We start from the raw sequence: 26,163 nt of genomic DNA, 5'->3' as shown, positions 1-26,163 counted from the left end.
GCACCCGCGCGGGCACGGACCATGGATGTATGAGTACGTCCCTTCAGCAGAGGTCCCGCGCCTGGATCGACGCGCCCGCCTACCCATGGGTAACCGGCGGTGCCCTGACCGTCGGTGCCGTGGCGGAGCTGATCATCTTTCCCGGATCCGTGACCACCACGATCGGGGTCCTCGTCTCCTCCGCCTCGCTGATGTGGCGACGGTCGTTCCCACCCGTCGCGGTGCTCACGGTCGCCGCGGGGCTGCTCGGGTTCGCCGGGGACGTCAACCTGTACGTCTCGATCATGGCGAGCGGGCTGATCAGCTGCTACACCCTGGGCCGCAACCGGGTACTGCACCCCGCGGTGACCGTCGCGGGCGCCGCGCTCGGGGCCCTGTGCGTGAACCTGGTGCACATCAACACCTGGTCGCGGATGGACCTGCCGGTGCCCGCGCTCTGGGAGAAGGGATCGCTCAGTCTGTTCGCCGAGTCGTTCCTGCTGACCGTGGTCATCTTCGGGGCCGTGATGATGGGTGACGCGGTACGTTCCCGGGAGGAGACCCGCAAGGAACGGAACCTGGCCCAGGCCCAGTTGATCGCCATGGAGCGGCAGCAGGCCGCCGAGGCCGAGCGGGCCGCCATCGCCCGTGAGCTGCACGACATCGTCTCACACTCGGTGTCGATGATCGCCGTGCAGGCCGAGAGTGCCACGTACACCACCCCCGGACTCACCCCCGAAGCCCGCGATGGCTTCCAGCAGATCGCCGGCACCGCACGCTCCTCGATGGCCGAACTGCGCCGCCTCCTCGGTGTCCTGCGCACCCCCCAAGGCCAGGGTGACACAGCCCTCACCACCCCGCAGCCGACCCTTGACCACCTCGCTGAACTCGTCGAGCAGCACCGGGCAGTGGGCGGCGAGGTCGAATTGAGAATCACCGGGGGGCAGGTGTCGCTGCCCGCCGCATGGGAGCTGTCCGCCTACCGGATCACCCAAGAGGCGCTGACGAATGCGCGCAAGCACGCGCCCGACGCCCGTACCGTTGTGGAGATCGACTACGGCGCCGACCGGCTGCTCAAGCTGCGCATCCACGACGACGGCCCGGGCCCTGCTTCCGCTCCAGGCTCCGGCGCGGGCCACGGCCTGACCGGGATGCGGGAGCGGGCGGCCCTGGTCGGCGGTCGGCTCAGCGCGGGCGCGGGCCCGGACGGAGGTTTCCTGGTGGAGGCGGAGCTTCCCTGGGGAGCCGGGTGATCGACATGAAGAAGGAGTTGGGTGTGATCAGGGCACTGGTCGCTGACGATCAGGCGGTCGTCCGCACCGGCTTTATGAACCTCCTCAACACTCAGGAGGACATCGAGGTCGTGGGCGAGGCCGAGGACGGTGTGCAGGCGGTGCGCATCGCCGCCGAGACCCGGCCCGACCTCGCGCTCCTCGATATCCGGATGCCGCACAAGAACGGCATCGAAGCAGCCCGCGAGATTCTGGCCGCCTCCGGGGGCACGACGAAGGTCCTGATGCTGACGACCTTCGGGCTCGACGAGTACGTGTACGACGCGCTCGCGGCCGGCGCGGGCGGCTTTCTGCTCAAGGACGCCACCTTTCCCGAACTACTGCACGCGGTGCGAGTAGTGGCGGCCGGGAACGCGCTGCTCTCGCCCGAGATAACCAAGCGGTTGATCGGCGCGTTCGTGCGTGCGCGGACCGAGCGACTGCCGGTTCACTCCGTGGGGGAGCTCACGGCGCGTGAGGCGGAGGTGCTTACGTTGATCGCTCGGGGGCTGTCCAATACGGAGATCGCGAGCAGGCTCACGATCACGGATCACACCGTGAAGACCCATATCAACCGGCTGTTCGCGAAGCTGAAGCTGCGGGATCGAGCACAGGCCGTGATCGTGGCTTACGAGTTGGGGCTGGTGCGAGTGGAGGGCAGGGCCGACTGAGGGATTGCTCCCCGGTCTACCGGGCCTCCAGAGCAAACGTGACCCGCCACTTCACCGCACCCACTCCGGCCTGACGCGACACCCTCCAGGCGGCCGCTTGAACATCACCGAACTCCTCACCAACCTCCAAGCCCGCCACGACGCGGCCGACACCTGGGCCGGCGAACTGACGACCTCCTCAGCAATACCAGCTGACGACCCGGCCGTGAACGTCACGCGTAGCCGCCTCAGAGCCCTCACCCGACAAGGCTTCGTCACCCAAGCCGGACGAGGCCGCTACCAGAATCGAACTCAACGCCCTCGGAGGTGCGGGTGCTTGGTGGTGCTGAGTTTTGCTGGGCTCGGCAGCTCGGCGAGCGGATCGTCGGTTGACTATTCGCTCTGGTGGCGGATCCAATGACCAGCATGATCACCCGGGCGCTCCTGCTGCGGCGAGACGTGATGAATGCGGACCGGCGGCCCTGACCAGATGCGATTCGGGCAGACCGTGACCGTATAGCCCCAAGGAGACGTTGACCGATGACCACACCACCATCGCCGTCCGGAGCGGAGCACGCAGAGGGGTCGTCTGTCCGTGTGGGCGTACTCGTCCCTTTGACGCGGCCCGGCTGGGCCGAGGCGGGGCGTCACTTGCTCGCAGGGTTCGAGCTGGCCGTTGACAAGGTCAACGACACAGGCGGGATTGACGGCAGACCACTTGAGCTGGTGGTCCGGGACACCGCGGCCCATCCGGAGCGGGCCTTGGCGGCCGTGGACGAACTGGCCGCCCTGGGCGTGGCTGTTGTGGCGGGCGAGTATCACAGCGTCGTCGCCCGCGCCGCCGCCGGCCGGGCCGACGCCCTGGGCGTGCCGTTCCTCTGCTCGTCCGCAGTGCTTGACGAGCTCACCGAGGAGCCGACGAAGTGGGTCGCGCGCCTTGCCCCGGCGCAGTCTCGTGGCTGGCGGATCTACGCGGACTTCCTCCTCGGTGAGGGACGACGCCGGATCGCCGTGGCGACCCAGCCGAGCGTCTACTGGGCGTCCGGGACCCGCGTCCTGCGGGAGCACCTAGCTCCGCACAGCGGCACTGTGGTCGAACTCGACGCGAGCGCGCTCACCCCCGAGGCCCTGTGCGATGCGCTCGTGGACCACGGCGCGACGGCGCTGCTCCTGCTGGTCGGCCACCCGGAGCCGGGGGTGCCGATCGTCAGGGCCGTACGGGATGACGTGCGGCTCGCGGAGATCCTGATCGGTGCTCCGGCCGGACAACCGGAGTTCCCTGAGTGGGCCGCGCTTCTGGGCGAGGACGGCGCCGGGATCCCGTTTCTGCGTTACCTGCCTGAGGTCCTCGGCCCGCTCGGCGAACGCGTCGAGAAGGAGCTCCGCGAGCGTCTGGGCGAAGCGCCTTCCTTCGTCGCCTTCGAGGGCTGGGACACCGTCACTGTCCTCGCCGAGGTGTTGCGTTCCCACGGCACGGACCGGGCAGCCATCGCCGAGTCATGGCCGCGCGTGGTGGTCGATGGCACCCGCGGGCCGATCCGGTTCTCCCGCACCACGGGCATCAGCGTTTGGCAATGGGCTTGGACACCGATCCAAGTCGTTGACCGGGACCCCGCAGAGCCCGATCGCTTTCGGATCCTGCGCGCCGGCTGAGAGGGCGCGGAGGCTCGACTGCCCAGGAGGCCATACAGATGCCATAGCCATTCGTTGATTACGGCGATGAGGACGGTGACCTCGAAGCGGACCGCGAGTTTGTCGAACCGGGTGGCCACCGCCCGGTTCCGCTTGAGCCGGTTGATGCCGCACTCGACCGCATGGCGCTCGCGGTAGTCCGCCGGGGCGAACTACGGCGGTCGGCCGCCGCGGGAGCCGAGCTTGTGGCGGTTGTGTTGCGCGCCTGGTCGGCCTTGTCCGGAATGGTGCAGTGGATCCCGCGGCGCCGCAGGTAGGCGCGGTTCTTGCGGGAGGCGTACGCCTTGTCAGCCCGCACGCGATGTGGACGGACGCGTGGCCGGCCCGGCCGGATGCGGGGCACTCGGACCTTCTCCAGCACGGGTTCGAACTGCGGAGAGTCTCCTCGCTGCCCGGCCGTCACCAGGATCGCCATGGGTTTCTGGCCCTGCTCGACGGCCAGGTGCAACTTGGTGCTGAAACCGCCGCGCGAGCGGCCCAACCCGTGATCACGAGGCTCGGCGAACACGCCACCCGGCGACTCCTCCTGCGGATCACCCTGCTTGCGGGCCCCGGCCGCATGCTGATGAGCGCGGCAGACCGTGAAGTCGACGTCCAGGTTCCACGTGATCGCACCGTCCGCGTCGGCCAGGGACTGAAGGCGCGTGAGGATGCGGTGCCAGGTGCCGTTCCGCTGCCATCGACGGAAGAGGTCGTAGACCCGATCCCAGGGCCTGTACTCGGCGGGAACGTCCCGCCACGGAACACCAGTCCGGATCCGGAACCGTATGCCGTCGACGAGCTGCCGCCGAGGCCAGACGGGCGGCCGACCCGCCCTTGTGCCCTTCGAGTGGCGCGTCCAACAAGGACGTGGCCGCACAGCTCGGTTCGACACCGCATGCGGTGGGCCGCTGGCGGAAGTCGTCGAACACCGGATCGCCGGGCGGGGTGACATGCCGCGGTCCGGCGGGCCCCGGTCAGTCACCGACGAGCAGGTCGCCTCGGTCGTGAAGCGGACGCTGGAATACGCGCCGAAAAACGCCACGCACTGGTCGACGCGGGCAATGGCCACGGAGATGGACCTGTCGCAGTCGACCGTGTCACGGATCTGGCGGGCCTTCGGCCTGCAGCCACACCGCACCGAGACGTTCAAGCTGTCGACGGACCCTCGACGTCCTCCACCGCGACCACCTCGCCCGCTGCCAGCCGCTCGACGGCGCCCAGGGCCTCCCCGCAGTCCCGGCCCAGCGCAAGGCCCGCCGCGAGTACGCGAACCGGGTCAGCCCACTCACGCCCTGACCGAGATCGTTCTCAGCGCCAACCACTGCACCCGTGTACCGAGTCCGGACTCGGGCCGGAAGTCAATGCGCGGTCCGGCGTCGTCCACGCGGCGCAGGGCCACCCAGTGCACGACCTCGTCGCCGATCGTGGTCCCCATGCCGATGCACTCGAAGTCGCCGTCGGGTGTCATGGAGTTCGACGTGGACGAAGGGCTGGAAGATCCAGGGCCAGTTGCCGAGGTCGGCGAGCAGCCGGTGGACCGCCTCGGCAGGTGCCGCCACCGTGACCTCGTGCACGGCACGCGCCGCCCGCTCATGTACTGCCATGCGTGCTGCCCCTTCCCCCGTCGAGGGCTGTGGTGCACTGCCTCGGTAGAGGGTCGCCAGGGCGTCTGAAGGGCTGGTCGAGGTCCGCGCGAAGCCGTGCGCCGCGGTGCGTGCCGCCGTGAGGCGAACGCCCGTGAGCGCCCGGCAGGCTCGCCGGGGCTCACGGGCGCGGGACGCGAACGGTGCGGGTCAGGAGGCGGCCAGCCGCTGGGACAGGAACCGCTCCAGGGCCAGCAGGCCCGGGTGCTCCTTGCGCAGCGCCGGGATGTCCGCCTGGTAGCCCTCCTCGGCGAACCACTCGAACATGCGGTCCTCGATGGGCTGCGGCTCGAGGCGGGTCAGCGTCCCGGTGAGCCGCTCGTAGATCTCGGCGACCTCGGTGAAGGTGACCTCGTCACCGGCGAGCGCGACCTGCCGGCCGAGGTACTTCTCCGGCTTGTCGAAGGCCTCGGCTGCGAAGTGGCCGATGTCGTCGGAGGCGATGAACTGCATCGGCCGCTCGGGCTTCACCGGCAGCTGCATCACGCGCTCGCCCTGGGCCCCGGCGAAGTGGAGCAGGTTGTTCATGAAGAACACCGGCCGCAGGATGGTGGCGGGAATGCCGAGCGACAGGACGTGCTGCTCGATCTCGGCCTTGGTCTCGAAGTGGTCGATGCCGGAGCCGCGCTCGGCGCCGTCGACAGAGCTGTAGACGAGGTGCGCGACGCCGTTCTCCTTGGCGACGTCTGCGACCGCCGAGTCTCACACCTCAAGCGCGCTTGAGGTCAAGGGAGACCGGGAGGAAGAGAAGTGGCCTGGGTCACTTTGCGGCGAGAGCCAGCAGGCGCGGCACCATCTGGTCGGGTCCCTGGTCCCGGGTCCGCCGCCAGCGCCCTGACGAACCGGGCAGTGACATGCGGGGCCCTTACGTGGTGGGGAAAGCTGAACCTCACGCTGGTGGAGCCCGAGCTGGTGGTGGAAGTCGGCGTCGACGTCGCCCGCGACGCCTCCGGCAGGTGGCGACACCCCGCCCGGCTGGCACCGGGCCCGACCCGACCTCTCCCCCGCCGACGTCCCCCGCCTGACGTCACCGCCGCGCTGACGCGGCACGAGCGCGGAGGCCACGCCGACGCGCAACCGGCTGAGCGCACCCCGATCCCCGGCTGCGTCCGCGCCGCCCATCCCGCCCTCCCTCATCCTCATGAACAATCGCAACGTGTTCGCCTCGCCCTCGCACCGGTGGTCCGATCCGCGCGCCCGGCTCCTGGACGAGGCGGTGTGCGAGGACGTGCTGGCCGGGCTGAGCCTGGACCTGCCCGTCACCGAGCACTTGGCGGAGCTGGTGGGGGCCCTGGACGCGGGCTGGAGGCAGATTGCGAAGCGCCTGGAGTCGGCGGGCAAGGATGCGAAGGTGTCGCTGGACGTCCTGCCGAGCGGTCGGGTGAAGCTGAATGTGGAGAAGCTCGGCGTACTGGGTGAGCCGAAGTCGCTGGCCTGGCTGCGCAAGGGGGTCGAGAAGATGCCCCCGAAGATCAACCTGCCGGACCTTGTGTTCGAGGTCCACTCCTGGACCGGGTTCCTCGACGCCTTCGTGCACCTGGGCGACGGCACCACCCGCATGAAAGAGCTGACCACCTCGGTGGTCGCGCTGCCGGTCTCGGAGGCGTGCAACATCGGCCTGACTCCGGGCAACCCACCCCGGCCACGAGGCCCTGACCCGTTCCCGCCTGGTCCATGTCGACCAGGTCTACTTGCGCGCCGACACGATAGCCGCGGCGAACGCGCTGCTGATCGAGGCCCAGTCCGAGGTGCCGATCGTGCAGTTCTGGGGGATGGGCTGCTGGCCTCGGTCGACGGACTGCGGTTCGTCGTCCCCGTCCGCACGATCAGCGCGGCGCCGTCGCTCGCCGGAGTCCTTCGGGTTCAAGCGCGGCATCACCTGGCTGAACGCCGTCAACGACCAGGTCGCCGGGATCGGGCAGATGGTCGTCCCGGGCACGCCGCGCGACTCCCTGCACATCCTGGACGCGCTGCTGAACCTGGACGGCGGGGTAGCCGGAGATGGTGGCCACCGACAACGCCTCCTATTTGGTCACCTGGACGCCTCAACCTCCGTCGGGAGTTGGGGGCGTCCTCTGAGGCCGTCGGGTGCGATGGCTGCGGGGGTGTCCGTGCGGGTTCAGCAGCGGTGTCTGGAAGGCGGCTCGACGGTTGTCGAGCTGCTCGACGAGGGCGGGGTGCCGGTCGAGGTTGTTGCGGGGTTGTTGCGGAGTTCTTGCGGTTCCTCAAGGCTCGGGACTGTTCGCCGAGCACGCTCGTCTCGTACGCCTACGACCTCCGGCACCTGTGGCGGTTCTTCGAGAGCCGCGGCCTGAGCTGGGAGGGGTTCGGTCCGCCGGACGCGATCGCGTTGCTGGAGTACCTGCGATCGGTGCCGTCCCGTCGTCCGAGCCGCCGGATGACGCTGTCGGTGGTGACGATGGACGCCGACGGCCCGGCGACCAAGCTCGCAGCGAGCACGGTGAACCGGATCCTGGCCGCGGTGTCCTCGTTCTACGAGTACGCGATCCTGGCCGGGCTGCTGGAGCGGGCCAACCCGATCGAGAAGCGCCCGGACCCCGCGTTGCAGCGTGTCTCCGACAAGCATCGTCCGTTCATAGGGCGGGCCAGCCGGCAGCGTCCCGTCCGCCGGGCCGTGCGCGTCAAGACCGTTCAGCGGGTTCCCCGTCCGCTGGACGACGAGCAGATCCAGTTGCTGCTCGCGCAGCTCCGGGGGCTGCGCGACCGGGCGATCGTGCTGCTGATGCTCCACGGCGGACTGCAGCCCGGCGAGGTCCTCGGCCTGCACCTCGATGATCTGGCTTACGGACGGCGGCGCGTGGTGGTCCGGCATCGTGACAACCATCCCAAGGGCGCCCGGTCGAAGTCCCGCCAGGAGCGGGTCGTGGACCTGCATGAGGCGGACACTCTGGCCACGGTCAGCGCCTACGTGATGAACGAGCGGCCGCAGGACGCCGACAGTCGGCTGGTGTTCCTCGTCGGCGGCCGCGGCACCCGTCGGCTGGAGCCGCTCGGTTACGACGGGCTGGTGCGGATGTTCTCCCGGGCCTCTTCCCGGGCCGGCATCCGCGAGTCCTGGGTGACCCGCATGTGGGAAGGAGGGATGCGGGAGCTGACGCTGCAGAAGCGACTCGGTCACGCCTCGCCAGAGTCGACGCGTCTTTACACCCGGGTATCCGATCCTGCCGTCGTCGCCGACCACCGCCAGGCCCTGGACGCCCTGGGCAAGCCGCGCAAGGCCACCTCATGAGAGGCGGCCCGACTTCCACAGCAGCCATGGCCGCCAGCCCGGGTCCGGTCCGCCGACGGCGCCCACGACACTGCCCCGACCATGGGTACGTGAGGTTCGTCCGCGGCCAGGACGGCTTCAACCACCACTACCTCAACGCCAAACTGCGTACTACCGGGCCTTCCGCGAACGATGGCCGGACCTTGCGACGTGGTTCGCCGAGCCGCTGGCCGAGCGGGTGGGGCGACTACCTGGCGAATCCTTCCACGGCCCCTCGTTCCCCACCGCGCACAAGGCCCGGCCCTACCTGGCCTACCTCGGCCTGCGCGGATACGCGACGTTCGACTACCGATGGATGTTCGCCGTCAGCCAGCTGCGCGTCCACGACCAGGCCGCGCTCGCCGGGATCGACCTGGGCACTGCGGCGCTTGTCCAGGAGGCGATCGCCCTCGGTTACAGCAGCCCGGCGGCGAAGCAGGCGATGCACTGGTCGGTGGCCCGGATCGTGCTCCGCAACGGCCTCACCGACGTCGCCGACATCACCAGCGAACATGTCGCCGAGATCCTGGAGGCGATCCGGTTCTTCCCCCAGCTACCGGAGTTCGCTGCCTTCTACCCATCGGCCGAGCAGTTCTACGAGGGCCCGGCCAAGTGCTGGATCACGCACCTGCACCAGCTGGAGGTGGTGCTCTTCCACCCCGGCCAGGTCGCCGCCCAGCCGCGGCAGCACACACCGCCGTCCGGTTGTGTTGCTGTGCGCCAGACCCTCTGGCAGGGTGCGGACATCAAACGGGGAGGGACCCATGCTGAAGCAAGTCGCCGAGGGCGTGCTGATCCACCAGAGTGAGTTGCTCGAGAACAACACCGTTGTCGTGCAGGGCAGGGACGGCGTGCTACTCGTAGACGCCGGGATTACCGGTACCGAAATGACCTGCCTGGCGAGCGACCTTCGAGAGCTGGGCCGGCCCGTGGTGGCAGGGTTCTCGACGCATCCTGATTGGGATCACGTGCTCTGGCACGCCGAACTCGGCGAAGCGCCTCGCTACGGCACAGCCCGCTGCGCGGACTTCATGCGGGATGTGTTGTCGAACGCGGACTGGAAGGCCGGTGTCGTCGAGGGGCTGCCGCCGGAAATCGTCGAGGACACACCGCTCGACCTGTACGGCCTGATCACTGGTCTGCCTGCTGAAACCACGCAGCTTCCCTGGGACGGCCCCAAGGTGCGGATCATCGAGCATCCGGCGCATGCCCCGGGCCATGCGGCCCTGTTGATCGAAGAACGCCGAGTTCTCATCGCCGGCGACATGCTCTCCGACGTCTTCGTTCCCATGCTCGACGACGACACCGACAACCCGATTGAGGACTACCTCGTCGGGCTGGGGCGGCTTGAGGGCGTAGCGGACGACGTCGATGTCCTCATCCCCGGACATGGGTCCGTCGCCAAGGATGAGAAGGTACGCGCAAGGATCAAACTGGATCGAGCGTACGTGGAGGACCTGCGTGACGCCCGGGTCTCCAGCGACCCACGGGTCGTATCACCCAAACCCGGCTGGGAGTGGGCAAGCGGCATTCACGAAGGGCAGGCCCGAAACCTCGCCCGCCGAAGCAAGCGCGAAGGGACGCTCTGACCAGAGAACTGCTTCCGCCACATGACGCCCCTGTCAGGGAGCCCCTTCTCAGCTGGCGGCGCTGAAGGCGAGTTGGGCCGTCTTGCGCAACGACGAAGCTCCTGGTGGACGGGGTCCCGACGAAGGTCATCCGTGTCCGCCAGGAGCTTCGCGTGCTTGTCCATCCGTCCTCTGTCGACTTGTCCGTCCGCATCCTGCGGTTCCCGACCGCACCGTTGACGGCCAGGAGACGAGACATCGGGACGGGGTGGCGGCGGCTTCCCGTGGCACGTCAGGCCCTGCTCGCCCTGACGCACCTGCGGTGCGGTGACACCTACGCCCAGCTCGCAGCCGGGTTCGGTGTCGGGATCGCAACCGTCTACCGCTACAAAAGCGAAGCCATACCGCTTCGGTGACCTTCGTCCGCAGGCGGACGGTGGAGAAGGTCGACTCGATCGGGTTCGTGGTCCGCAGGGGGATCCAGTGCTCGGCCGGGAAGTCGCAGTACGCCAGTAGATCTGCCTCGTCATCGACGCTCTTCTTGGCGGCCTTGGGGAACTTCGCGCCGTACTGTTTGGCGAACGCGGCGACGGCCTTGGTCGCGTGCTCGCGTCCCTGCGTTGAGCCGTCCCGGATGACCTTCTTCGCCGCGGGCTGGGCCGACTACGGGAGGCTGTCGAGGCAGTTGGCCGTTTGTGAACCCAGCACCTTGGAGGCAGGTGTCGGGGAAGACCTCGTTCAGTGCGTTCCAGAAGCCGAGGGCGCCGTCGCCGACAGTGAGGACGGGAACGCGCATGCCGGGCCGCCGGCAGTCCCGCAACAGGCCCGCCTGCCCAGGACTCCGACGATGCGCGGTAGCCGTCCTCCATCGCGATGAGTTCGTAGTCGGTGCGACCGAGGTCGCGCAGGGCGCCTCTCCCACCGACACCGTCCGGCTGCTGCTGCGGCGGCAGGCCTCTCGACGTGCGCGTCGACAGGCGGTGCGAGGTGAGCTTCAGGAGTGGTGGCGCGAGGGGATGGTAGGTGACGGGTACGGGGCTGGGATGTGCTTGGTGGATCTACGGCGTTTGTTGAGAAGGATGAGGCCGGCGATGGTGATGAGCCCGCCGAGAATCGCAATGGGCCGTGCTTGCTCGCCGAGCCAGAGGTAGGAGGCGGCGAGTGTGACCGCGGGGACGAGGCAGAGCGCGGCGGTGGCGACGGTGACGCTGAGCCGGGCGACGGCGTAGCCCCAGATGACGAACCCGGCGGCCGAGGGCAGAAGGCCGAGGAAGACCAGCGCCGCGGTCGCACCGGCCGGGGCATCGAGCACGGCCCGGACGGCCCCGGGGGAGAAAGGGACGAGAAGAGCGGTTCCGGTCCACATCGCGTAGGCGGCGACTTCGAGCCCGGTGTAACGGTGCAGCAAGGGCTTGATCGTCAGGTGGTGTCTTTCTTGTTGGATGTCCGTCGACTCCGTGTGCTGGCCGAGTTCGCCTCGCACGGCACGATTGCCGCCGCAGCCTGGGCTCTGCACCTCACCGACGCGGGGCAACGTCTCGTGGATCACGCACATGTCCTCCTCGGCAACCTCGCCGCCGCCGAGTCGGATCTGACGGCACTGCGTTAGGGCGAACGCGGCACGGTCCGCGTCGCGGCGTTCGCCTCCGCCGCCCGCACGATCATTCCCAGTCTCTGGCCCGATCCCGGCACGGCACCGGCCCCGGAAGAGCCCGCCGCGTTCCTGGTCGAACACGAACCCCCGGCGGCGGAGGCCGCCCTCGGCCGCCGGGAGGTCGACATCGCGGTCACCCACTCCTACAGCCTGCTTCCCCACCCGGTTCCCGCGGGTTGTGAACACACGGCACTGTTCGACGAACCCGTGCATCTCGTCCTGCACCCCGCCGACGCCGCCGGATACCGCCTCGCTCCCGGTTCGCAGGCGGACCTGCGCCGGTTAGCCGACGCCCCGTGGCTGCTTCCCGGCCCCGAGACGGCCTGCCACGAAATGACACAACGTGCGTGCGGCGCCGCCGGCTTCGTCCCGCGAGCCGCGGCGGTGGCGGGCGACTTCGCTGTTCTGACCGCCCTGGTCGCCCGCCGCGCAGGAGTCGCCCTCATTCCCCGCATGGCGCTGCCGGCCCCCGGACCGAACCTGAGCATCCACCCGCTGCGTGTGCCGGTCCACCGGAGCATCCATGCCCTAAGACGTCGTTTCTATTGGTGGATGAGTGCCGGGCATCATGGTCGTCGATGGGAACCGATGGCGAGAGGACGGGTGCGGCAAGTGTCTGGAGGCGTACAAGCGGATTTGACCGAGCTGTGGCAGCAGCACTGGCCCGACTGTCCTCCGGTCGGGTACAAGCTCCGCGACCCGTACCGGGATCTCTGGGTGCGCTTCCACAGCCTGCCGGAGTCGAAGCGATACGCAGAGGTTGAAAGCGAATACGGCGTCGTCCTGGAGCGGTACAACACCGTCCTTGATGAGTTGTTCGCCGGTGGGGATATCTACGTGATCACCCCGGTTTGGGCGACCGAAGCCGAGGTTCCGCCATCCCAGCCAGGCGATGGCTACTGGCAGACCCTGCTGGTGGAGGACGATCCAGACCCGGAGTTCCGTACCTACTGCCACCTCTTCGCCGCCCGCCGACCCTGGCGATATGGCTGCCTCGACGAGCCGCTCCGTGACATCGCTGACGACAAGGTGGCGGGAGTCCTCATCACCGACACCCAGATGCGACGCATCTACCACCCCTACGACGGCGGCGCCGATGTCTTCCTTGCTACGCCCGGGGAACGGGATCGGACGCGCGATCGGCATGCCGACTGGCTTTCCAGCCACCCGTCGGGTCTCTGACGTGGCCAGCTCACCACCCCGCCCCCGTCGCCGGATTCAGGTAGTCAGCCGACGGAAGCAGATGCGGAGTGCCGCTATGCCGACGAAAGCGAGGAAGTGTTCGGCCTTGCGCTCGTAGCGTCGGTGGAGCCGTCGGCAGCCGGCCAGCCAGGACACGGTCCTCTCGACCACCCACCGGTGACGGCCGAGCCGCTGTGAGGACTCGACCCCTTTGCGGGCGATACGGTGGCCGATGCCGCGGCTGCGGAGCCACCGACGCAAGTGGTCGTAGTCGTAGCCCTTGTCGGCGTGCAGCTTCGCCGGGCGTCGGCGACGCGGGCCGCGACGGGAGCGGATGGGTGGGATGCCGCGCACGAGCGGTTCCAGGCCCAGGCTGTCGTGCATGTTCGCACCGGATATACCCAGAGACAGTGGGAGTCCGTTACGGTCGGTAATCAGGTGGATCTTCGATCCCAGCTTGCCGCGATCGGTCGGATTCGGTCCCGTCAAAGGCCCCCTTTTGCAGCCCGGACACTGACCGAGTCGATTGCGCACCGCGACCAGTCAAGCTCACCCCGGGCACCGAGTTCGTCGAGCATGACCCGATACAACCTGGCCCAGACCCGGTCCCGGCTCCACTGAGCGAACCGCCGGTAGACCGTCTGCCAGGCCGGACCGAACACCGGCGGCAACTGCCGCCAGGTGCAGCCCGAGGTCGCCACGAAGATCATCGCGGCCAGAGCCTCACGGTCACCCGCCCGGCGGCGGCCCCCACCCTGCGGGCGCTTCACCTCAGTCGGCGGCACCACACGCCGGAACAGCACCCACAACTCCTCCGGCACTAACCGCTCCACCAGATCCGTCATGCACGGATCAACGAACGATCACGCCATAAGAAACGATGTCTAAACCGCTCGGGAACCGGCCGGCAACCCGGCATCCGGCACGTCCTCGACCGCCTCACCACAACCCTCGACGGCTGAAGGCATCCCCCTGGCTCAGCGACCGCGGCGGGATCCCGCGCCGAGCCGGTCACGGGCTCAGGTCTCGAGCGTCCAGGAGGCAGGGCAAAAGATGCGGACGCGCGGTTCCGGATCGCTGGGGCTCACCGCGACGAAATCAGGTACCAACGCGCCTACTCCGGCTGATCCCGGCGCGAACGGACCAGGCCAAGGGCTCCTACTAAGAGGTCCTAACAGAAGTTGTTGATCATGTGACTTTCGGCTTGGGTGGTCGTTGGTCCGTTCGTGGGGAAACGACAGTCGCGGCCCTGGGTCGTGTCGGATGAACTGTGGTCGCTCATCGAGCCGTTGCTGCCCGTGCCGGGTCCGAAGCTGGTGGAGGGCAGGCCGCGGGTCCCGGACCGGCAGGCACTGTGCGGGATCCTGTTCGTGCTGCACACCGGCATCCAGTGGGAGTACCTGCCCCAGGAGCTGGGCTTCGGCTCGGGGATGACGTGCTGGCGGCGCCTGGCCGCCTGGAACGAAGCCGGCGTGTGGGACGGACTGCACCTGGTGCTGCTGCAGAGGCTGCGGGCCGCGAAGAAGCTCGACTGGTCCCGGGCGGTGATCGACTCCTCCCACGTACGGGCCGCTCGGCGCGGCCCAAAAGCGGGCCCAGCCCGGTCGACCGCGCACGACCGGGCAGCAAGCACCACGTCCTCACCGACGGCCAGGGCATCCCGCTCGCGGTGTCGCTGACCGGCGGAAACCGCAACGACGTCACCCAGCTGCTGCCGCTGCTGGACAAGGTTCCGGCCGTGGCCGGCGTCGTCGGCCGGCCCAGACACCGGCCAGACGCACTCCTCGCCGACCGCGGCTACGACCACGACAAGTACCGCCGCCTGCTGCGACAGCGCGGGATCCGACCGGTCATCGCCGAACGAGGCGTCGAACACGGCTCCGGCCTGGGCGTCTTCCGCTACGTGATCGAGCGCACGATCGCCTGGCTGCACGGCTTCCGCCGACTGCGAATCCGCTGGGAACGACGCGACGACATCCACGAAGCCTTCCTCGGACTCGCCACCTGCCTCATCACCCACCGCCACGTCCAACGCCTTTGTTAGGACCTCTTAGAGGGCGTTAAGTCCGTTTCTGGTAGCGGCCGCGTCCCGGTTGCTCGAGGAATCCCTGGCGGACGAGTCGTCCCAGGCGGGAGCGGGTGACGTTGATCGAGGGCTCGTCGGTGGGCAGGCCGAGGTGCTCATGCAGATCACGGACGCGGAACACCTCCCCGGGGTGCTCGTTGAACGTGGTCACGATGCGCTGGTAGACGGTCGCGATGGCGGTCTCCGCGGGGGCCGGTGCCTGGTCGGGAGGGGTGAGGCCGTCGATGACCTTGCCGGTGGCAGCGAGCTCGGCCAGGCGGGCTTCGGTCTCGGCGAGGTCGGTGGTGAGCCGCTCGATCTGCTCGCGCAGGTGGTCGGCGCGGGCAGCGGTCTCATCGTGCTCGGTCTGCAGCAGCCGCAGGAGTTCGCAGACGTTCACGCGGCCAGCTCCACGTCGTCCCGCCAGGTGGGGGTAGGGGTGGTGAGGCGGCGGAGCATGCCGGCGGTGGAGGCCCAGTAGACGCGGGAGGCCGCGTTGTCGGGCCGGTGGTCGTAGTCGCGGGCGAGGCGCCGCTGCAGCATGAGGGTGCCGTTGACCTGCTCGACCACCCACCGCTTCGGTTGCGGGACGAAGCCTTTCCCCTCGTCGTCGGGGTTGCGGCGGACCACCTCAACGGTGATGTCCTTCACCGCCCCGTGGATGATCACGGCGTCCTTGAAGCCCTGGTCGACCAGGACCTTCTCCAGGCGCATCCCACACCGCTCAGCCGCCTGGTCCAGCAGGGCGATGCCGGCTTCGTTGTCGTGCGCGCTCGCAGCGAGGATCACCACACCGATGACCAGGCCCAGCACATCGACGGCCAGTCCCCGCTTCCTGCCGGGCGTCTTCTTGTTCGCGTCCAGTCCCGTCGTCTCCTTCGGCACCCCGGCCGCCACGCGGACGGACTGGGTGTCGATGATCACCAGGGACGGGTCCTCTAATCGTCTGGACCGTTCCCGCACCTGGCAGCGCAGGATCTCCTGGATCCGCTGGTCAAGGCCGTCCTGGCGCCACAGGGTGAAGTAGTAGAACACTGCCGACCAGGCCGGGAAGTCGTGCGGCAGAAGCCGCCACTGACAGCCCGTCCGGTTCTGGTAAAGCAGCGCGTTCACGACCTCGCGCAGGGCGCAGGAGCCCGGGTCTCCGGTCGCCGACCGCGCCACCCGCTCCTGCTTCCACGCGGTGACCAGCGGCTCGATCAACGCCCACTGCTCGTCGGACAAGTCGGTTGCGTACGGCGTCCGTTCCATGCCCACGACCCCATCATGTACACGCCATGACACGAGGACGGAACTGTCCCATCACCCACGAACGGGCGACACCACATCATCAGGAACGGGACTTAACGCCCTCTCAAGCAAGGGGATCGTCACCCCACGGCCTCACTCCCACGACGTCGTTCGGTCCGTCCGGTGGGACAGCCCACCGCAGATTCACCGAGTGGACGAAGGCACGGGTCTGGGCCAAGCTGCACCGCCTGGTCCTCGACGCACTCGGCTCCCGCGGCGAGTTGGACCGGTCGAGGTGCGCGCTCGACTCGGTGAACATGCGGGCCTTGAAGAGGGCGACCTGACAGGTCCCAATCCTGTCGACCGTGGCAAGTACGGCTCGAAGATCCATCTGATCACCGAGCAGACCTGTCTGCCCATATTCGTCGTGATCTCCGACGGCTCCACCGCCGCTACGAACGCAAGGCCGACCATTTCCTGGCCTTCACGAGCATCACCTGCATCCTCATCTGCTACCGCCGACTCGCTGACAAATTCAGGCGTACTCTGTCGCCGGATCGAACACAGGCGAGAGGCAGTTCGCCGGGGGGCACCGTGCCGCGCCTCCAGCTGGGCTGCCCTGGGGGGGAACCATGAACGACGACGACCGTACGGCGCTGCCGCGGCGTGCGACCTGGTGGTGCCGGGTGACAGGGACGGCGGCGCTGGCGGCGGGGGCACTCACCACCCTCTGCCTGCTCTTCCCGACGCCCGAATCGGACGTCGGGAGCGACCTGGTGGTTCGGTACGCGGCGCTGACCGCACTCCTCACCACCCTCTGGTGGGTCGGCGCGCTTTTGGCCCCTCCGCTGATCCTTCCGCCCTTCTCGGCGGAGCCCGGCCGCGCGGCCGTACCCGCCCGGCTACCACGCCGACGCAGGGTGCGGGCGACGCTCGTGCCCGGGCTGATGCTGTCCGCGCTCCCGCTCGTCGTGGCCCGCACGATAGGCGCCCACGCCGGCCCGCTGGAACCTGCCATGAACCTGATTACCATCGTCGCCGGGTTCGTGTCTCTGTACCTGCTGCGACTGTGGGTGGTCAGCCTCTTCGCCGGTGGCGGCCCTCACTCGGGCCCGGCCGAGCTGCGCCGGGATGCCGCCGCCGGTACGGTTGCCGCCCGCCGCGTCCGGGTGGGCAAGGCCCATTGGGACGGCGAGGGCAACGTGACCTGGCGGGCGCGTCGGCTGTCGCTCACGGCCGACGACCAGACCTTCGCACTGCGGACCGCGGACGAGAAGAACATGGCCTTCCGCTGGCTCGACCTGGAACCGGGTATCGCCCTTGAGGGCCGGTACGGCTGGCTTTGCTGGGCCGCCGCCGGCGGATCCTGGGGCGAAACCGACGGAGGCGATGGGCGCGGCCTTGGTCACGGACGACGGGTACGTCGTCTGGGGCGTGACGGATCGCTACGCCGCGGAGTCGGCGTACGCACCGGAGCACGCGCAAGCCACCACAGCCCGCCGCGTCCGCCGGGCTCCGCGCACCTCCCAGTTCCGCGCCGCCGCGCACCTTCCCGCGCTGGCCATGGCCGCGGTGACGCTACTCGCTCTCGTCATGGCCGAACGCGGACCGGGACCCGACGCGGTGGCGTGGATCTTGGCCCTGGTCGCCGCGTACACGGGCGTGCGCGGCATCTACCGTTTCCCGGAGAACTTCGACGCGGCCCCGGGCCCCGGCTGGGTGCGATCGGCGTCCGCGAGGATCCGGCACGCACGCCAGGACCCGTAGGCCGCGATCTCCCGGTGCGGCGCTACAGCCATTCGCGCCGCTTGGAGATGAAATACAAACACAGGCGGGAACCGGGCTGGAGACGACTCGCGCCCTGGCCACCACGGGCGCCCGGCGTCGTCGTTTCCGCCCAGCGGTACCTGCACGTTCACGCCGTGGCGTCGGTGCTTGTGGAGTAGTCGGTGCGTCCGTCGCCCAGGCGGTCGCACTCGCTGAAAGTGCCGTCCAGGAGCACGAAATCGGGGTCGTGCTCGCGCAGGATCTTGAACAGGCCCGGCGCCCGGCCGGCCAGAAGCTTCACGACCGCTGTGGTGTAGGCGTGGGCGGTGCGGACGGATATGCCGAAGCCTGCGCTGATCTGGGCAAGGGTGTCGTGCTTGCACAGGTAGCGAGAGCGGCGAGGGCGCACTGGTGCGGCGGGAGCTTGCAGCGGAGGTCGCCCTCACGGGTGACGATGGGCATCGTGACCCACTCGACCAGCGCATGAGGCCGGTCGAGTGCGGCACGACAGGGGCCCAGCGGCTGTCCGACGAGGCTCCCGACCACCCGGCCACCACCACGGCAGTCCAGGCCGCAGAAGACCTGGCTGCTGCGGTGTGCACATGGTGCGCGGGCGGACCCCCGGTCAATTCACGCCTCTTCGTCCGCGCCCCACATCCCCGGAACCTCGACCCGGAGGCCCGCCCGCCCTGGTCGCACTCGCCACCGCGGTGGCACAACTCCACCGTTCTCTCGGCGCACTGGAACGCGCCTGGCCCGCCAGACAGGCAGCGAAGCCCACACCACCGAGTGGCGGGGGCCTCGCTGGACTCACAGAGCGCTGCCCTGCTGGACCAGCTTCTTCAGGCCCGCCGGGTTGGCTCCGACCATCTCGTCGACCTTGTTCCCGTCCTTGAACACCACGAAGGTCGGCATGGCCCTGATGCCGACCTCCTGCGCGATGTCCTGGTGGTCGTCGACATCCACCTTGTAGAAATCGATCCCAGAGTTCTCTGGTTCCTTCGCGATGCTCTCCAGCACCGGACTGATCTGCCTGCAAGGGCCACACCAGGTGGCCCAGAAGTCAATGACGGCTGGCTTGGAGTCGTTGATGACCTTGTGGAACTGGCTCATGCTCGTGATGGGCGTGACGGGCATGCTCAGACACCTCACTTAGAGGTCCTAACAAAGGCGTTGGACGTGGCGGTGGGTGATGAGGCAGGTGGCGAGTCCGAGGAAGGCTTCGTGGATGTCGTCGCGTCGTTCCCAGCGGATTCGCAGTCGGCGGAAGCCGTGCAGCCAGGCGATCGTGCGCTCGATCACGTAGCGGAAGACGCCCAGGCCGGAGCCGTGTTCGACGCCTCGTTCGGCGATGACCGGTCGGATCCCGCGCTGTCGCAGCAGGCGGCGGTACTTGTCGTGGTCGTAGCCGCGGTCGGCGAGGAGTGCGTCTGGCCGGTGTCTGGGCCGGCCGACGACGCCGGCCACGGCCGGAACCTTGTCCAGCAGCGGCAGCAGCTGGGTGACGTCGTTGCGGTTTCCGCCGGTCAGCGACACCGCGAGCGGGATGCCCTGGCCGTCGGTGAGGACGTGGTGCTTGCTGCCCGGTCGTGCGCGGTCGACCGGGCTGGGCCCGCTTTTGGGCCGCGCCGAGCGGCCCGTACGTGGGAGGAGTCGATCACCGCCCGGGACCAGTCGAGCTTCTTCGCGGCCCGCAGCCTCTGCAGCAGCACCAGGTGCAGTCCGTCCCACACGCCGGCTTCGTTCCAGGCGGCCAGGCGCCGCCAGCACGTCATCCCCGAGCCGAAGCCCAGCTCCTGGGGCAGGTACTCCCACTGGATGCCGGTGTGCAGCACGAACAGGATCCCGCACAGTGCCTGCCGGTCCGGGACCCGCGGCCTGCCCTCCACCAGCTTCGGACCCGGCACGGGCAGCAACGGCTCGATGAGCGACCACAGTTCATCCGACACGACCCAGGGCCGCGACTGTCGTTTCCCCACGAACGGACCAACGACCACCCAAGCCGAAAGTCACATGATCAACAACTTCTGTTAGGACCTCTTATCCCGAGTTGCATTACCTCGGCGTCCTTCCTGCCAAGTGCCCTCCGCAATCCCGTGCCCCGTCCGATTCCCCCGATCGGCATGGTGTGACGGGCGCAGTTCTTGACGCACCTGGGTCTCGTCGGCAGGCGCTGCCGCGCCGACGGCTCAGTGTCCGCCGCGACGGATGCCCCTGACGCCCCGCCGCCGAGCGTATTAGGACGTCGTGGCACGAGGCGAGGGCCCCACACGACCGTAGTGGTTCGGCGGAGGCCGTCGGCCTCATCGACGACCGGCCTTCCGCGGCCGGCCAGGTCGGTTCCTCCTCGCCCAGGAGGAGGTGCTGACCGCGGCCCTCGAGGACGCGGCCTCACCGTCCCTCGGGCCCGACCGTCTTCTTCTGGAACGGGGCCTGGTCCTGGGCCAGCTCCTTGCCGATCTTGTACAGGTCGGCGCTGGCGTGCACGCCCAAGGCCACCAGGTGGAAGCTGCTGGAAGGCTCCTTGGGGTAGTAGAAGACAGTGACGCTCGCGTTTGTACCGGCTTTGCCGGCACTGGCGTGGGAAGACCTGCCGCTGCTCGCCGTCGACGACATGGGTCCCACTGTTCTTCCCTTGGCCGTTGTACGCCTGATTCAGCGCCTGGCCCGACGCGGTGACTCGCCCAGGGCCTACGTAACCCTTCCCCTCCAGGCCCTTCTTCGCCGCGTCCTGATCGGAGTAGGTCTCCAGCTTGCTCGTCATGACAGCTCCTTGCCGATGTCCCTCTATCCCCTTCGGCCGGTCTCCGCATCACGTCCCGGTCTCCGGGCAGGGCAACCGCGCAGTGCCGGCCAGCCAGCCCCGTGAACGACCCCGGCCAGGGCCAGCCGGCCCAGCGAGCGAACGCGCACGGTCTGGAGGGCGGCGAAGTCGGCGTGCGCGGCCTCGACTGCTTCGGGGCGGCTGGGTGACCCGAGCGGCGCGTGGATGACGCACCACTGGGGCAGGCGTGTCCGGGTGCTCCGGCTGCGCGCCGACCGAAAGAATCGGGTTTGTGAGAGAGAATCACGTGCGTACGCCGATCGCGACCGACGGCCGGCTCGACGCGGCCGCCAAGCACCCTGGCCTCAGTGACCCCCGCTACCTGCTGCGGCGTCGGGCCATCGCTTCGCTGGCCCGCGGACACCGGGTCGGTGCCCCCTCCCCACGAGTGGACTACACCGAGGCCGAGCACCGGACCTGGCGGACCGTCCACCAGCGGCTCTGGAACGCCCAACGTGAGCATGCTTGCCGTGCCGCCCTCGACGCCCGTGAACAGGCGCCCGTTCCGGCGGACCACATCCCGCAGCACGCCGAAGTCGGGCTGCACCTGCGCGCGCTGACGGGCTTCGACTTCACCGTCGCGGGCGGTGTGGTCGGCAACAAGAGGTTCCTGGGGTCGATGGCCGACGGCTACTTCCACGCCGTGCAATTCGTCCGCCACCCGGCCGTACCGATGTTCACCCCCGAACCGGACATCATCCATGACGTCTTCGGTCACGGAATCCACCTGGCCTCGCCCGCCTTCGCCGACGTCTACCGGCTGATCGGCGACGCGGCCATGCGCGTCCAGAACAAGGACGTCCTCCAGATGATCAGCGACGTGTACTGGTTCACTTTGGAGTACGGAATCCTCGACGAGGCAGGCATACCCAAGGCATACGGGGCAGCTCTGCTCTCCTCCGCCGGGGAGATCTGCCGCCTGCGGCAGGCCCGGATCCGTCCACTGGACATCCGCGCAATGCTGGCCACCAAGTACGACATCTCCGGGTACCAGCCAGTACTCTTCAGCGCCCGCAGCCTTGACGAGGTCACCACCACCCTGGACGGCTTCCTGTCGGCGCTCGACGACGACAGCGCACCGCGCTACGGACGGACCGCGGAGCCCTGAGACGGCCTCAGAACTGGTGCGCCGTCACCCGACGGCGCGGAGCCGTGCACTGTCGCTCTCCGGGCCTGCTCACCTTGGTTCCAGGCCAGGGAGCGTGTCGGCCGCCTGCGGTCGGGCGCCGCCCCGGATACCTCCCCCGCCTTGACTGGACCGGACGGTATTCGGTAGTACTTCATTATGAAGCACGTAACTAATTTGGCCGAGCTCGCCTGCGACGCGGACGGGCTGCTCCATGATCCCCAAGTCCGCGCGTCGATGGCCGAGTTCACGGCGGGAGGCGACATCCTCCGTCTGGAGACGGCGGCTGCCGCGCGCGCTGCGCACAGGTCCGTCGAGCGGCTTCGCGCACACGGCTCAGAAGGCCGTGGCCTCAGCACTGGAGCCGTCGACGTCCTGATCCGCCTGCGCACTCTCGGGACGGCCGGTGCGCATCTCGGCGACCTCGCACGCTCCGCGGGCATGACTGCCCGCAACGCCACCGGCCTAGTCGACACGCTCGAATGCCAAGGACTCGTCCGGCGCGACCCCGACCCCGCAGACCGCCGATCCGTCGTCGCCCGTATCACCCCCGCCGGCCTGACGTGGCTGGACGACTTCCGAGCGCCGACGCAGAGGGCGATGGCGGCGCTGTTCCACGGATTCACCGACACCGAACTCCACCAGCTCCGCCACCTTTGCCTGCGCCTCGTTCAGAACCAGCAGCGCATCGCCACCCACCTCACTGCTACCGAAAGAAACATCCCCGCATGACAAGGGCCGCGCCCACGACGCGCGCCACCGTCCGCGCCTACCACCAGGCCCGGTTCCGCGGCGACATCCCTGCCGCCGTTCGAACCCTTGCTGAGCCCTTCCACTTCCAGAGCCCCCTGCTGACTTCCGACAGCCCGCACCACCACCTCAGCGGGCTGGACTCGTTCCTGGGGATCGTGAGCGGCGTCGATCTGATCAGCGAACTGTACGGCGAGAGCGAAGCCATCCTGCTCTACGACGTCCACACCTCGGTCTCGGCCATCGGAACCCAGCGCACAGCCGAACACTTTCACTTCACGGACGGCCGGATCGACACCATCCGCCTCATCTTCGACGCCACTGCCTGGCACGACGTCATGCGGGCAGTCACCCCGCCCTGACACCGAGCACAGCCTGGCATCTCAACGGCGCCGGGCGGGCGATCCCACGTGGCTCGTGCAAGACCGAATCAGGCGGGGAACGCGAGCGGCGGATCCCGAACTGCTGGAAGGGATCACCGCGCGCCTTGCGGAACTGGACGCACTCGAAGCCCAGTTGGGCAATCAGCTGGCCGAAGTGCGGACCGAGTGGGACGAACTCGCCGTCGCCGAACGCGTCCTTGAACGGATGACCGGGCAGATCGCCGAAGAACGCGCCTCAACCGGGCCAACGGCCCGAAACTGGCTGCTTCGACACGATCATGCCCAAGAATCTTGCCGGGGCCAGCACCGATCGCCTCATGCACCACGCTCACCTCGTCACCACCTCCGGCGTCTCGCATCGCCTCGCCGACGCCCTCGCCGACAAGGGAGTGGTGCCCTTGAACTGACCTCCACCCCGAGGCACCGGTTACGGGCAACCCCTACCCGCAACCTTCATCTACACCGGCGTCAACGTCACCGACGACGCCCCACGGTTCACCGGCACGCACCCGTGGCGCCCAGCTCGCCGGACGCGCCGCCCTCGACGCCGTACGACTCGACCACCTCGCTGAACAACACAGACGCCCCACCCGCAGCCGCTATCCCCCACCCACCGGCCTGACAAGACGGCGCTGACCAGCCGAAACACCAACCCAGCCATTACACGCTGGCACTACCTACAGCCCACCCCGCCACAGTACGCACAACCCCAGTTCAAACCCCCGCCCATCTCGCCATAACCGACCATCCGACTTCTCAGCGAACCGACAACACCTCAGGCCAGCAAGGACTCAGCACACCGGCCAACCCCTCCGAGCGCTATCCGGCTCGTCCGGCTCAGTGCTGGAGGGCGCGCAGTCCGTCCAGGAGCAGTCGCAGGCCGAACTCGAAGTTCGTCGTGAAGTCCGTGCCGGCGAGTACCGGCAGGGTGGCGGCGAGATGGGGATACGCCCCTGCCGCTACTGCCTCGTGCAGGGCCCCCGCATCGGTGGGCTCCTCGTCCCCTGGGTAGTGGGCGGCCTGTTCCTCCAAAGTGTGGCCGACGGTGAAGTTGGCCACCGTGTAAAGCGCCCGCGCCGCTTCGCTGTCGCTGAAGCCCGCCTCGCGCAGCACGCCGATGAGGCGTTCGGAGAAGCCCAGGGTGTTCGGGCCGGTCGGGTGGGTGCCGGCGAAGACACGTGCGCCGTCGCGGTGGGCGAGCAGGGCTGTACGCAGCGCGCGGATGAGGTCCGCCGCCTTCTCGCTCCAGTCGCTGTCCGTCGTCGGCCCGGCGGCGTCGGCGACGCCGTCGAGCATGCGTTCCGCCATCGCGGTGAGCAGGTCATGTTTGGTCGCGAAGTAGCGGTACAGCGCGCCGGCCTGGACGCCCAGTGCATCGGCAAGCCGGCGCATGGTCAGCGCGTCGAGGCCGGACTCGTTCAGCAGGTCGAGGGCGGTCTGGAGGGTGCGTTCCTGGTTGAGTCGAGCAGGTCGGCCTCTGTTTGGGCTTGACGAGGAGTTCATGGCCGCCAGTATAGTGAACAACGTTCACGTGAACGTTGTTCACTAATTAAGGAGGGCATCTCCGATGGACACCGATGTGATCATCGTGGGCGCGGGACCGACCGGGCTGATGCTCGCGTGCGAGCTGACACTGGCGGGCGTACGGACTCGTATCCTGGAGCGCCGCACCGAACCGCAGCGCGATTCGCGGGCGCTGAGCCTGCACCCGCGCAGCGTTGAACTGATGGACCAGCGAGGGCTGCTCGACCGGTTCCTTCCGCTCGGCCGCACCGTGCCGGGCTGGCACTTCGCGGGCCTGCGCACCCGGCTGGACTTCAGCGCCCTCGACTCCCGGCACGGCTACACCCTCTTCCTGGCCCAGGCGCGCACCGAGGCGGTCCTCGAGGAGCGGGCGCGCGAGCTCGGAGTGGAGATCGGCCGGGGGCACGAGGTCCTCGGCCTGAGCCAGGACGACGACGGGGTCGGGGTGGAGGTGCGTATCCCCGGCGGCGGCACGGAGACCGTCCGTTGCCTCTACGCGGTCGGGTGTGACGGCGGGCGCAGCGTCGTGCGGCAGGCCGCGGAGATCGGCTTCCCCGGCACCGACGAGACCCTGACCGGGGTACTCGGCGACTTCGCGGTCGTCGACCCACAGCCCGGTGCCCTTGATGCGGCACGGGCCGGCGGCGTGATCGTCGCGCCGCTGGAGGGAGGGGTCACCCGTTTGGTCTACCTGGACCCGGAGCGGATACGCGTGCCGGCCAGGGAGCCCGTGACGCTGGAGGAGTTCCGTACGTCACTGGCCCGGATCACCGGCTCCGACTACGGGATCGCCGAGCCTCGCTGGCTGTCGCGCTTCGGCAACGCCACCCGGCTCGCGGAGCGTTACCGCGCGGGACGCGTCCTGGTGGCGGGCGACGCCGCCCACATCCACTTCCCCGCAGCCGGCCAGGGGCTCAACACCGGGCTCCAGGACGCCATGAACCTGGGGTGGAAGCTGGCCGCCGCGGTGCACGGCTGGGCCCCGCCCGGACTGCTCGACAGTTACGACGCGGAACGCCGGCCGGTCGGCCAGTCGGTGACCGAGAACACCGAGGTCCAGACCCTGCTGGCGGAGCTGACACTGGTCGCGCAGTACCAGCGCCCGGCCGCGGCCCTGCGCACACTCCTCGACCAGCTGCTGGGCATGACGGAGGTCAACCGCCGACTCGCCGACCAGGTCTCCGCGCTCGGCACCAGCTACCCGCCGCCCGCCGCGGGCGCCGATCCGTTGGTGGGGCGCCGTATGCCCGACGTCGGGCTGACCACCGCCGGTGCGGAGGCGACGCGAGTGTACGAACTGCTCACCCAGGGCCGCTTCGTTCTGCTGTCCCTGGCCGGGGACCCTGCCCTTCGGGAGTCCGTCGACGCGGGCTGGGACCCGCGGGTCACAGCCGTCACCGCGAACCAGTACGACGAACACGCCGACCTCGACGGTGTGATCGAGGTTCTCGTCCGTCCCGACGGCCACGTCGCCTGGGCCACCCGTACCACCGACTGCGGAGTACGCCGTGACGAGCGGGTCCAGGCACTGACCGCGTGGGCGGGTGCGCCCGGCTGAAAGGAGCTGTTCACCCCTGTGCACCGCGCCGGTCCGCGGTCCGTACA

23 protein-coding genes and 8 pseudogenes are annotated in these 26,163 nt (G+C 68.9%); 19 read left to right on the top strand and 12 right to left on the bottom strand.

Going from position 1 to position 26,163, the window contains the following annotated elements; translation table 11 throughout:
• Positions 1–29: 29 nt before the first annotated feature.
• From BJ961_RS17875 to BJ961_RS17865, 3 genes are all read left to right on the top strand, one after another.
• Positions 30–1,232, top strand: a complete 1,203-nt coding sequence (locus BJ961_RS17875) for a sensor histidine kinase (RefSeq protein WP_271413817.1) — start codon at positions 30–32, stop codon at positions 1,230–1,232.
• Positions 1,233–1,237: 5 nt separating this feature from the next.
• The gene (locus tag BJ961_RS17870; protein WP_271417078.1) at positions 1,238–1,921 is read left to right on the top strand and encodes a response regulator; all 684 of its coding nucleotides are present in this window, start codon (positions 1,238–1,240) and stop codon (positions 1,919–1,921) included.
• A 519-nt stretch (positions 1,922–2,440) separates the two neighbouring features.
• A complete protein-coding gene (locus BJ961_RS17865; RefSeq protein ID WP_271413816.1) occupies positions 2,441–3,553 on the top strand; it encodes an ABC transporter substrate-binding protein in 1,113 nt (370 codons plus the stop codon).
• A gap of 44 nt (positions 3,554–3,597) precedes the next feature.
• On the opposite strand, the pseudogene BJ961_RS17860 reads toward BJ961_RS17865, so the two are convergent.
• Positions 3,598–4,451, bottom strand: a pseudogene (locus BJ961_RS17860) (IS5 family transposase); the annotation flags it as partial.
• On the opposite strand from BJ961_RS17860, the pseudogene BJ961_RS36300 reads away from it, so the two are divergent.
• Positions 4,360–4,623 (top strand): annotated as a pseudogene (locus tag BJ961_RS36300) (hypothetical protein); the annotation flags it as partial. The pseudogenes BJ961_RS17860 and BJ961_RS36300 sit on opposite strands and share 92 nt — an antisense overlap.
• A gap of 236 nt (positions 4,624–4,859) precedes the next feature.
• Here BJ961_RS36300 and BJ961_RS17850 read toward each other — a convergent pair.
• Both BJ961_RS17850 and BJ961_RS17845 read right to left on the bottom strand, forming a co-directional pair.
• Positions 4,860–5,042: a hypothetical protein gene (locus BJ961_RS17850; protein ID WP_271417283.1), complete on the bottom strand. Its 183-nt coding sequence runs from the start codon at positions 5,040–5,042 to the stop codon at positions 4,860–4,862.
• A 325-nt stretch (positions 5,043–5,367) separates the two neighbouring features.
• Positions 5,368–5,853, bottom strand: a pseudogene (locus tag BJ961_RS17845) (NmrA family NAD(P)-binding protein); the annotation flags it as partial.
• Here BJ961_RS17845 and BJ961_RS17840 point away from each other — a divergent pair.
• The 7 genes and pseudogenes from BJ961_RS17840 to BJ961_RS17810 form a co-directional block, all read left to right on the top strand.
• The gene (locus tag BJ961_RS17840; RefSeq protein ID WP_271413814.1) at positions 5,794–5,940 is read left to right on the top strand and encodes a hypothetical protein; all 147 of its coding nucleotides are present in this window, start codon (positions 5,794–5,796) and stop codon (positions 5,938–5,940) included. The pseudogene BJ961_RS17845 and the gene BJ961_RS17840 sit on opposite strands and share 60 nt — an antisense overlap.
• A gap of 418 nt (positions 5,941–6,358) precedes the next feature.
• Positions 6,359–6,784, top strand: a pseudogene (locus tag BJ961_RS35990) (Tn3 family transposase); the annotation flags it as partial.
• 124 nt (positions 6,785–6,908) lie between these two features.
• A complete protein-coding gene (locus tag BJ961_RS36145; protein ID WP_356626090.1) occupies positions 6,909–7,532 on the top strand; it encodes a Tn3 family transposase in 624 nt (207 codons plus the stop codon).
• Entirely contained in the window at positions 7,433–8,467 is a 1,035-nt protein-coding gene (locus tag BJ961_RS17825; protein ID WP_271417077.1) for a tyrosine-type recombinase/integrase, read from the top strand. The genes BJ961_RS36145 and BJ961_RS17825 overlap by 100 nt, the downstream gene beginning before the upstream one ends.
• A 217-nt stretch (positions 8,468–8,684) precedes the next feature.
• Positions 8,685–9,293 (top strand): hypothetical protein, encoded by a 609-nt coding sequence (locus tag BJ961_RS17820; RefSeq protein WP_271413813.1) that lies wholly within the window; start codon positions 8,685–8,687, stop codon positions 9,291–9,293.
• Positions 9,250–10,074 carry an MBL fold metallo-hydrolase gene (locus BJ961_RS17815; RefSeq protein ID WP_271413812.1) on the top strand — a complete coding sequence of 275 codons (825 nt, stop codon included), beginning with the start codon at positions 9,250–9,252 and terminating at the stop codon, positions 10,072–10,074. The genes BJ961_RS17820 and BJ961_RS17815 overlap by 44 nt, the downstream gene beginning before the upstream one ends.
• A 152-nt stretch (positions 10,075–10,226) precedes the next feature.
• Positions 10,227–10,457: pseudogene (locus BJ961_RS17810) on the top strand (helix-turn-helix domain-containing protein); the annotation flags it as partial.
• A gap of 7 nt (positions 10,458–10,464) precedes the next feature.
• Here the strand turns inward: BJ961_RS17810 and BJ961_RS36295 are convergent.
• Both BJ961_RS36295 and BJ961_RS17800 read right to left on the bottom strand, forming a co-directional pair.
• Positions 10,465–10,635: pseudogene (locus BJ961_RS36295) on the bottom strand (transposase); the annotation flags it as partial.
• 412 nt (positions 10,636–11,047) lie between these two features.
• Positions 11,048–11,608 carry a DMT family transporter gene (locus BJ961_RS17800; protein ID WP_271417076.1) on the bottom strand — a complete coding sequence of 187 codons (561 nt, stop codon included), beginning with the start codon at positions 11,606–11,608 and terminating at the stop codon, positions 11,048–11,050.
• A 105-nt stretch (positions 11,609–11,713) separates the two neighbouring features.
• Between BJ961_RS17800 and BJ961_RS17795 the strand changes: the two genes are divergently transcribed.
• Positions 11,714–12,889 (top strand): DUF3885 domain-containing protein, encoded by a 1,176-nt coding sequence (locus BJ961_RS17795; protein WP_333782104.1) that lies wholly within the window; start codon positions 11,714–11,716, stop codon positions 12,887–12,889.
• A gap of 36 nt (positions 12,890–12,925) precedes the next feature.
• Here BJ961_RS17795 and BJ961_RS17790 read toward each other — a convergent pair.
• Positions 12,926–13,734, bottom strand: a protein-coding gene (locus BJ961_RS17790; RefSeq protein ID WP_107104626.1) for an IS5 family transposase whose coding sequence is annotated in 2 segments (ribosomal slippage) — positions 12,926–13,384 and positions 13,387–13,734 — 807 coding nt in all. Because the reading frame shifts where the segments join, the coding sequence is not laid out codon by codon here.
• 381 nt (positions 13,735–14,115) lie between these two features.
• Between BJ961_RS17790 and BJ961_RS17785 the strand changes: the two genes are divergently transcribed.
• Positions 14,116–14,933 (top strand): IS5 family transposase gene (locus BJ961_RS17785; RefSeq protein ID WP_271320373.1). Its coding sequence is split into 2 segments (ribosomal slippage): positions 14,116–14,473 and positions 14,473–14,933, totalling 819 coding nucleotides; the frame shifts between segments, so codons are not numbered across the junction.
• A 16-nt stretch (positions 14,934–14,949) separates the two neighbouring features.
• Here the strand turns inward: BJ961_RS17785 and BJ961_RS17780 are convergent.
• Together BJ961_RS17780 and BJ961_RS17775 are read right to left on the bottom strand one after the other, a co-directional pair.
• Positions 14,950–15,354, bottom strand: coding sequence for a hypothetical protein (locus tag BJ961_RS17780; RefSeq protein WP_271320152.1), 405 nt, complete (start codon positions 15,352–15,354; stop codon positions 14,950–14,952).
• Entirely contained in the window at positions 15,351–16,205 is an 855-nt protein-coding gene (locus BJ961_RS17775; RefSeq protein WP_271416969.1) for an IS5 family transposase, read from the bottom strand. The genes BJ961_RS17780 and BJ961_RS17775 overlap by 4 nt, the downstream gene beginning before the upstream one ends.
• 149 nt (positions 16,206–16,354) lie before the next feature.
• Between BJ961_RS17775 and BJ961_RS17770 the strand changes: the two are divergent.
• Positions 16,355–16,620: pseudogene (locus BJ961_RS17770) on the top strand (IS5/IS1182 family transposase); the annotation flags it as partial.
• 953 nt (positions 16,621–17,573) lie between these two features.
• Positions 17,574–17,951 carry a hypothetical protein gene (locus BJ961_RS17765; protein WP_271417281.1) on the top strand — a complete coding sequence of 126 codons (378 nt, stop codon included), beginning with the start codon at positions 17,574–17,576 and terminating at the stop codon, positions 17,949–17,951.
• A 137-nt stretch (positions 17,952–18,088) separates the two neighbouring features.
• Here the strand turns inward: BJ961_RS17765 and BJ961_RS17760 are convergent.
• The 3 genes and pseudogenes from BJ961_RS17760 to BJ961_RS17750 form a co-directional block, all read right to left on the bottom strand.
• Positions 18,089–18,470 (bottom strand): annotated as a pseudogene (locus BJ961_RS17760) (helix-turn-helix domain-containing protein); the annotation flags it as partial.
• 291 nt (positions 18,471–18,761) lie between these two features.
• On the bottom strand, positions 18,762–19,088 hold the full coding sequence (gene trxA / locus BJ961_RS17755) for a thioredoxin (RefSeq protein WP_271413811.1): 327 nt from the start codon (positions 19,086–19,088) through the stop codon (positions 18,762–18,764).
• Between the two features lie 24 nt (positions 19,089–19,112).
• Positions 19,113–19,930 (bottom strand): IS5 family transposase gene (locus tag BJ961_RS17750; RefSeq protein ID WP_271320373.1). Its coding sequence is split into 2 segments (ribosomal slippage): positions 19,113–19,573 and positions 19,573–19,930, totalling 819 coding nucleotides; the frame shifts between segments, so codons are not numbered across the junction.
• A 1,092-nt stretch (positions 19,931–21,022) separates the two neighbouring features.
• Between BJ961_RS17750 and BJ961_RS17745 the strand changes: the two genes are divergently transcribed.
• From BJ961_RS17745 to BJ961_RS17735, 3 genes are all read left to right on the top strand, one after another.
• Positions 21,023–21,883 carry a phenylalanine 4-monooxygenase gene (locus tag BJ961_RS17745; RefSeq protein WP_271413810.1) on the top strand — a complete coding sequence of 287 codons (861 nt, stop codon included), beginning with the start codon at positions 21,023–21,025 and terminating at the stop codon, positions 21,881–21,883.
• Between the two features lie 177 nt (positions 21,884–22,060).
• Positions 22,061–22,633 (top strand): MarR family winged helix-turn-helix transcriptional regulator, encoded by a 573-nt coding sequence (locus BJ961_RS17740; protein ID WP_271413809.1) that lies wholly within the window; start codon positions 22,061–22,063, stop codon positions 22,631–22,633.
• Positions 22,630–23,013 carry a nuclear transport factor 2-like protein gene (locus BJ961_RS17735; protein ID WP_271413808.1) on the top strand — a complete coding sequence of 128 codons (384 nt, stop codon included), beginning with the start codon at positions 22,630–22,632 and terminating at the stop codon, positions 23,011–23,013. Before BJ961_RS17740 ends, BJ961_RS17735 begins: the two co-directional genes overlap by 4 nt.
• A gap of 858 nt (positions 23,014–23,871) precedes the next feature.
• On the opposite strand, the gene BJ961_RS17730 is transcribed toward BJ961_RS17735, so the two are convergent.
• On the bottom strand, positions 23,872–24,537 hold the full coding sequence (locus BJ961_RS17730) for a TetR/AcrR family transcriptional regulator (protein ID WP_271413807.1): 666 nt from the start codon (positions 24,535–24,537) through the stop codon (positions 23,872–23,874).
• A gap of 64 nt (positions 24,538–24,601) precedes the next feature.
• Between BJ961_RS17730 and BJ961_RS17725 the strand changes: the two genes are divergently transcribed.
• On the top strand, positions 24,602–26,116 hold the full coding sequence (locus BJ961_RS17725; protein WP_271413806.1) for a monooxygenase: 1,515 nt from the start codon (positions 24,602–24,604) through the stop codon (positions 26,114–26,116).
• The last annotated feature ends 47 nt before the right edge of the window (positions 26,117–26,163 follow it).

This window comes from Streptomyces lienomycini, assembly GCF_027947595.1.
Lineage (GTDB): Bacteria > Actinomycetota > Actinomycetes > Streptomycetales > Streptomycetaceae > Streptomyces > Streptomyces lienomycini.
The sequence above is the reverse complement of the archived record's forward strand: the minus strand, read 5'-3'. Positions and strand labels throughout refer to the sequence as shown.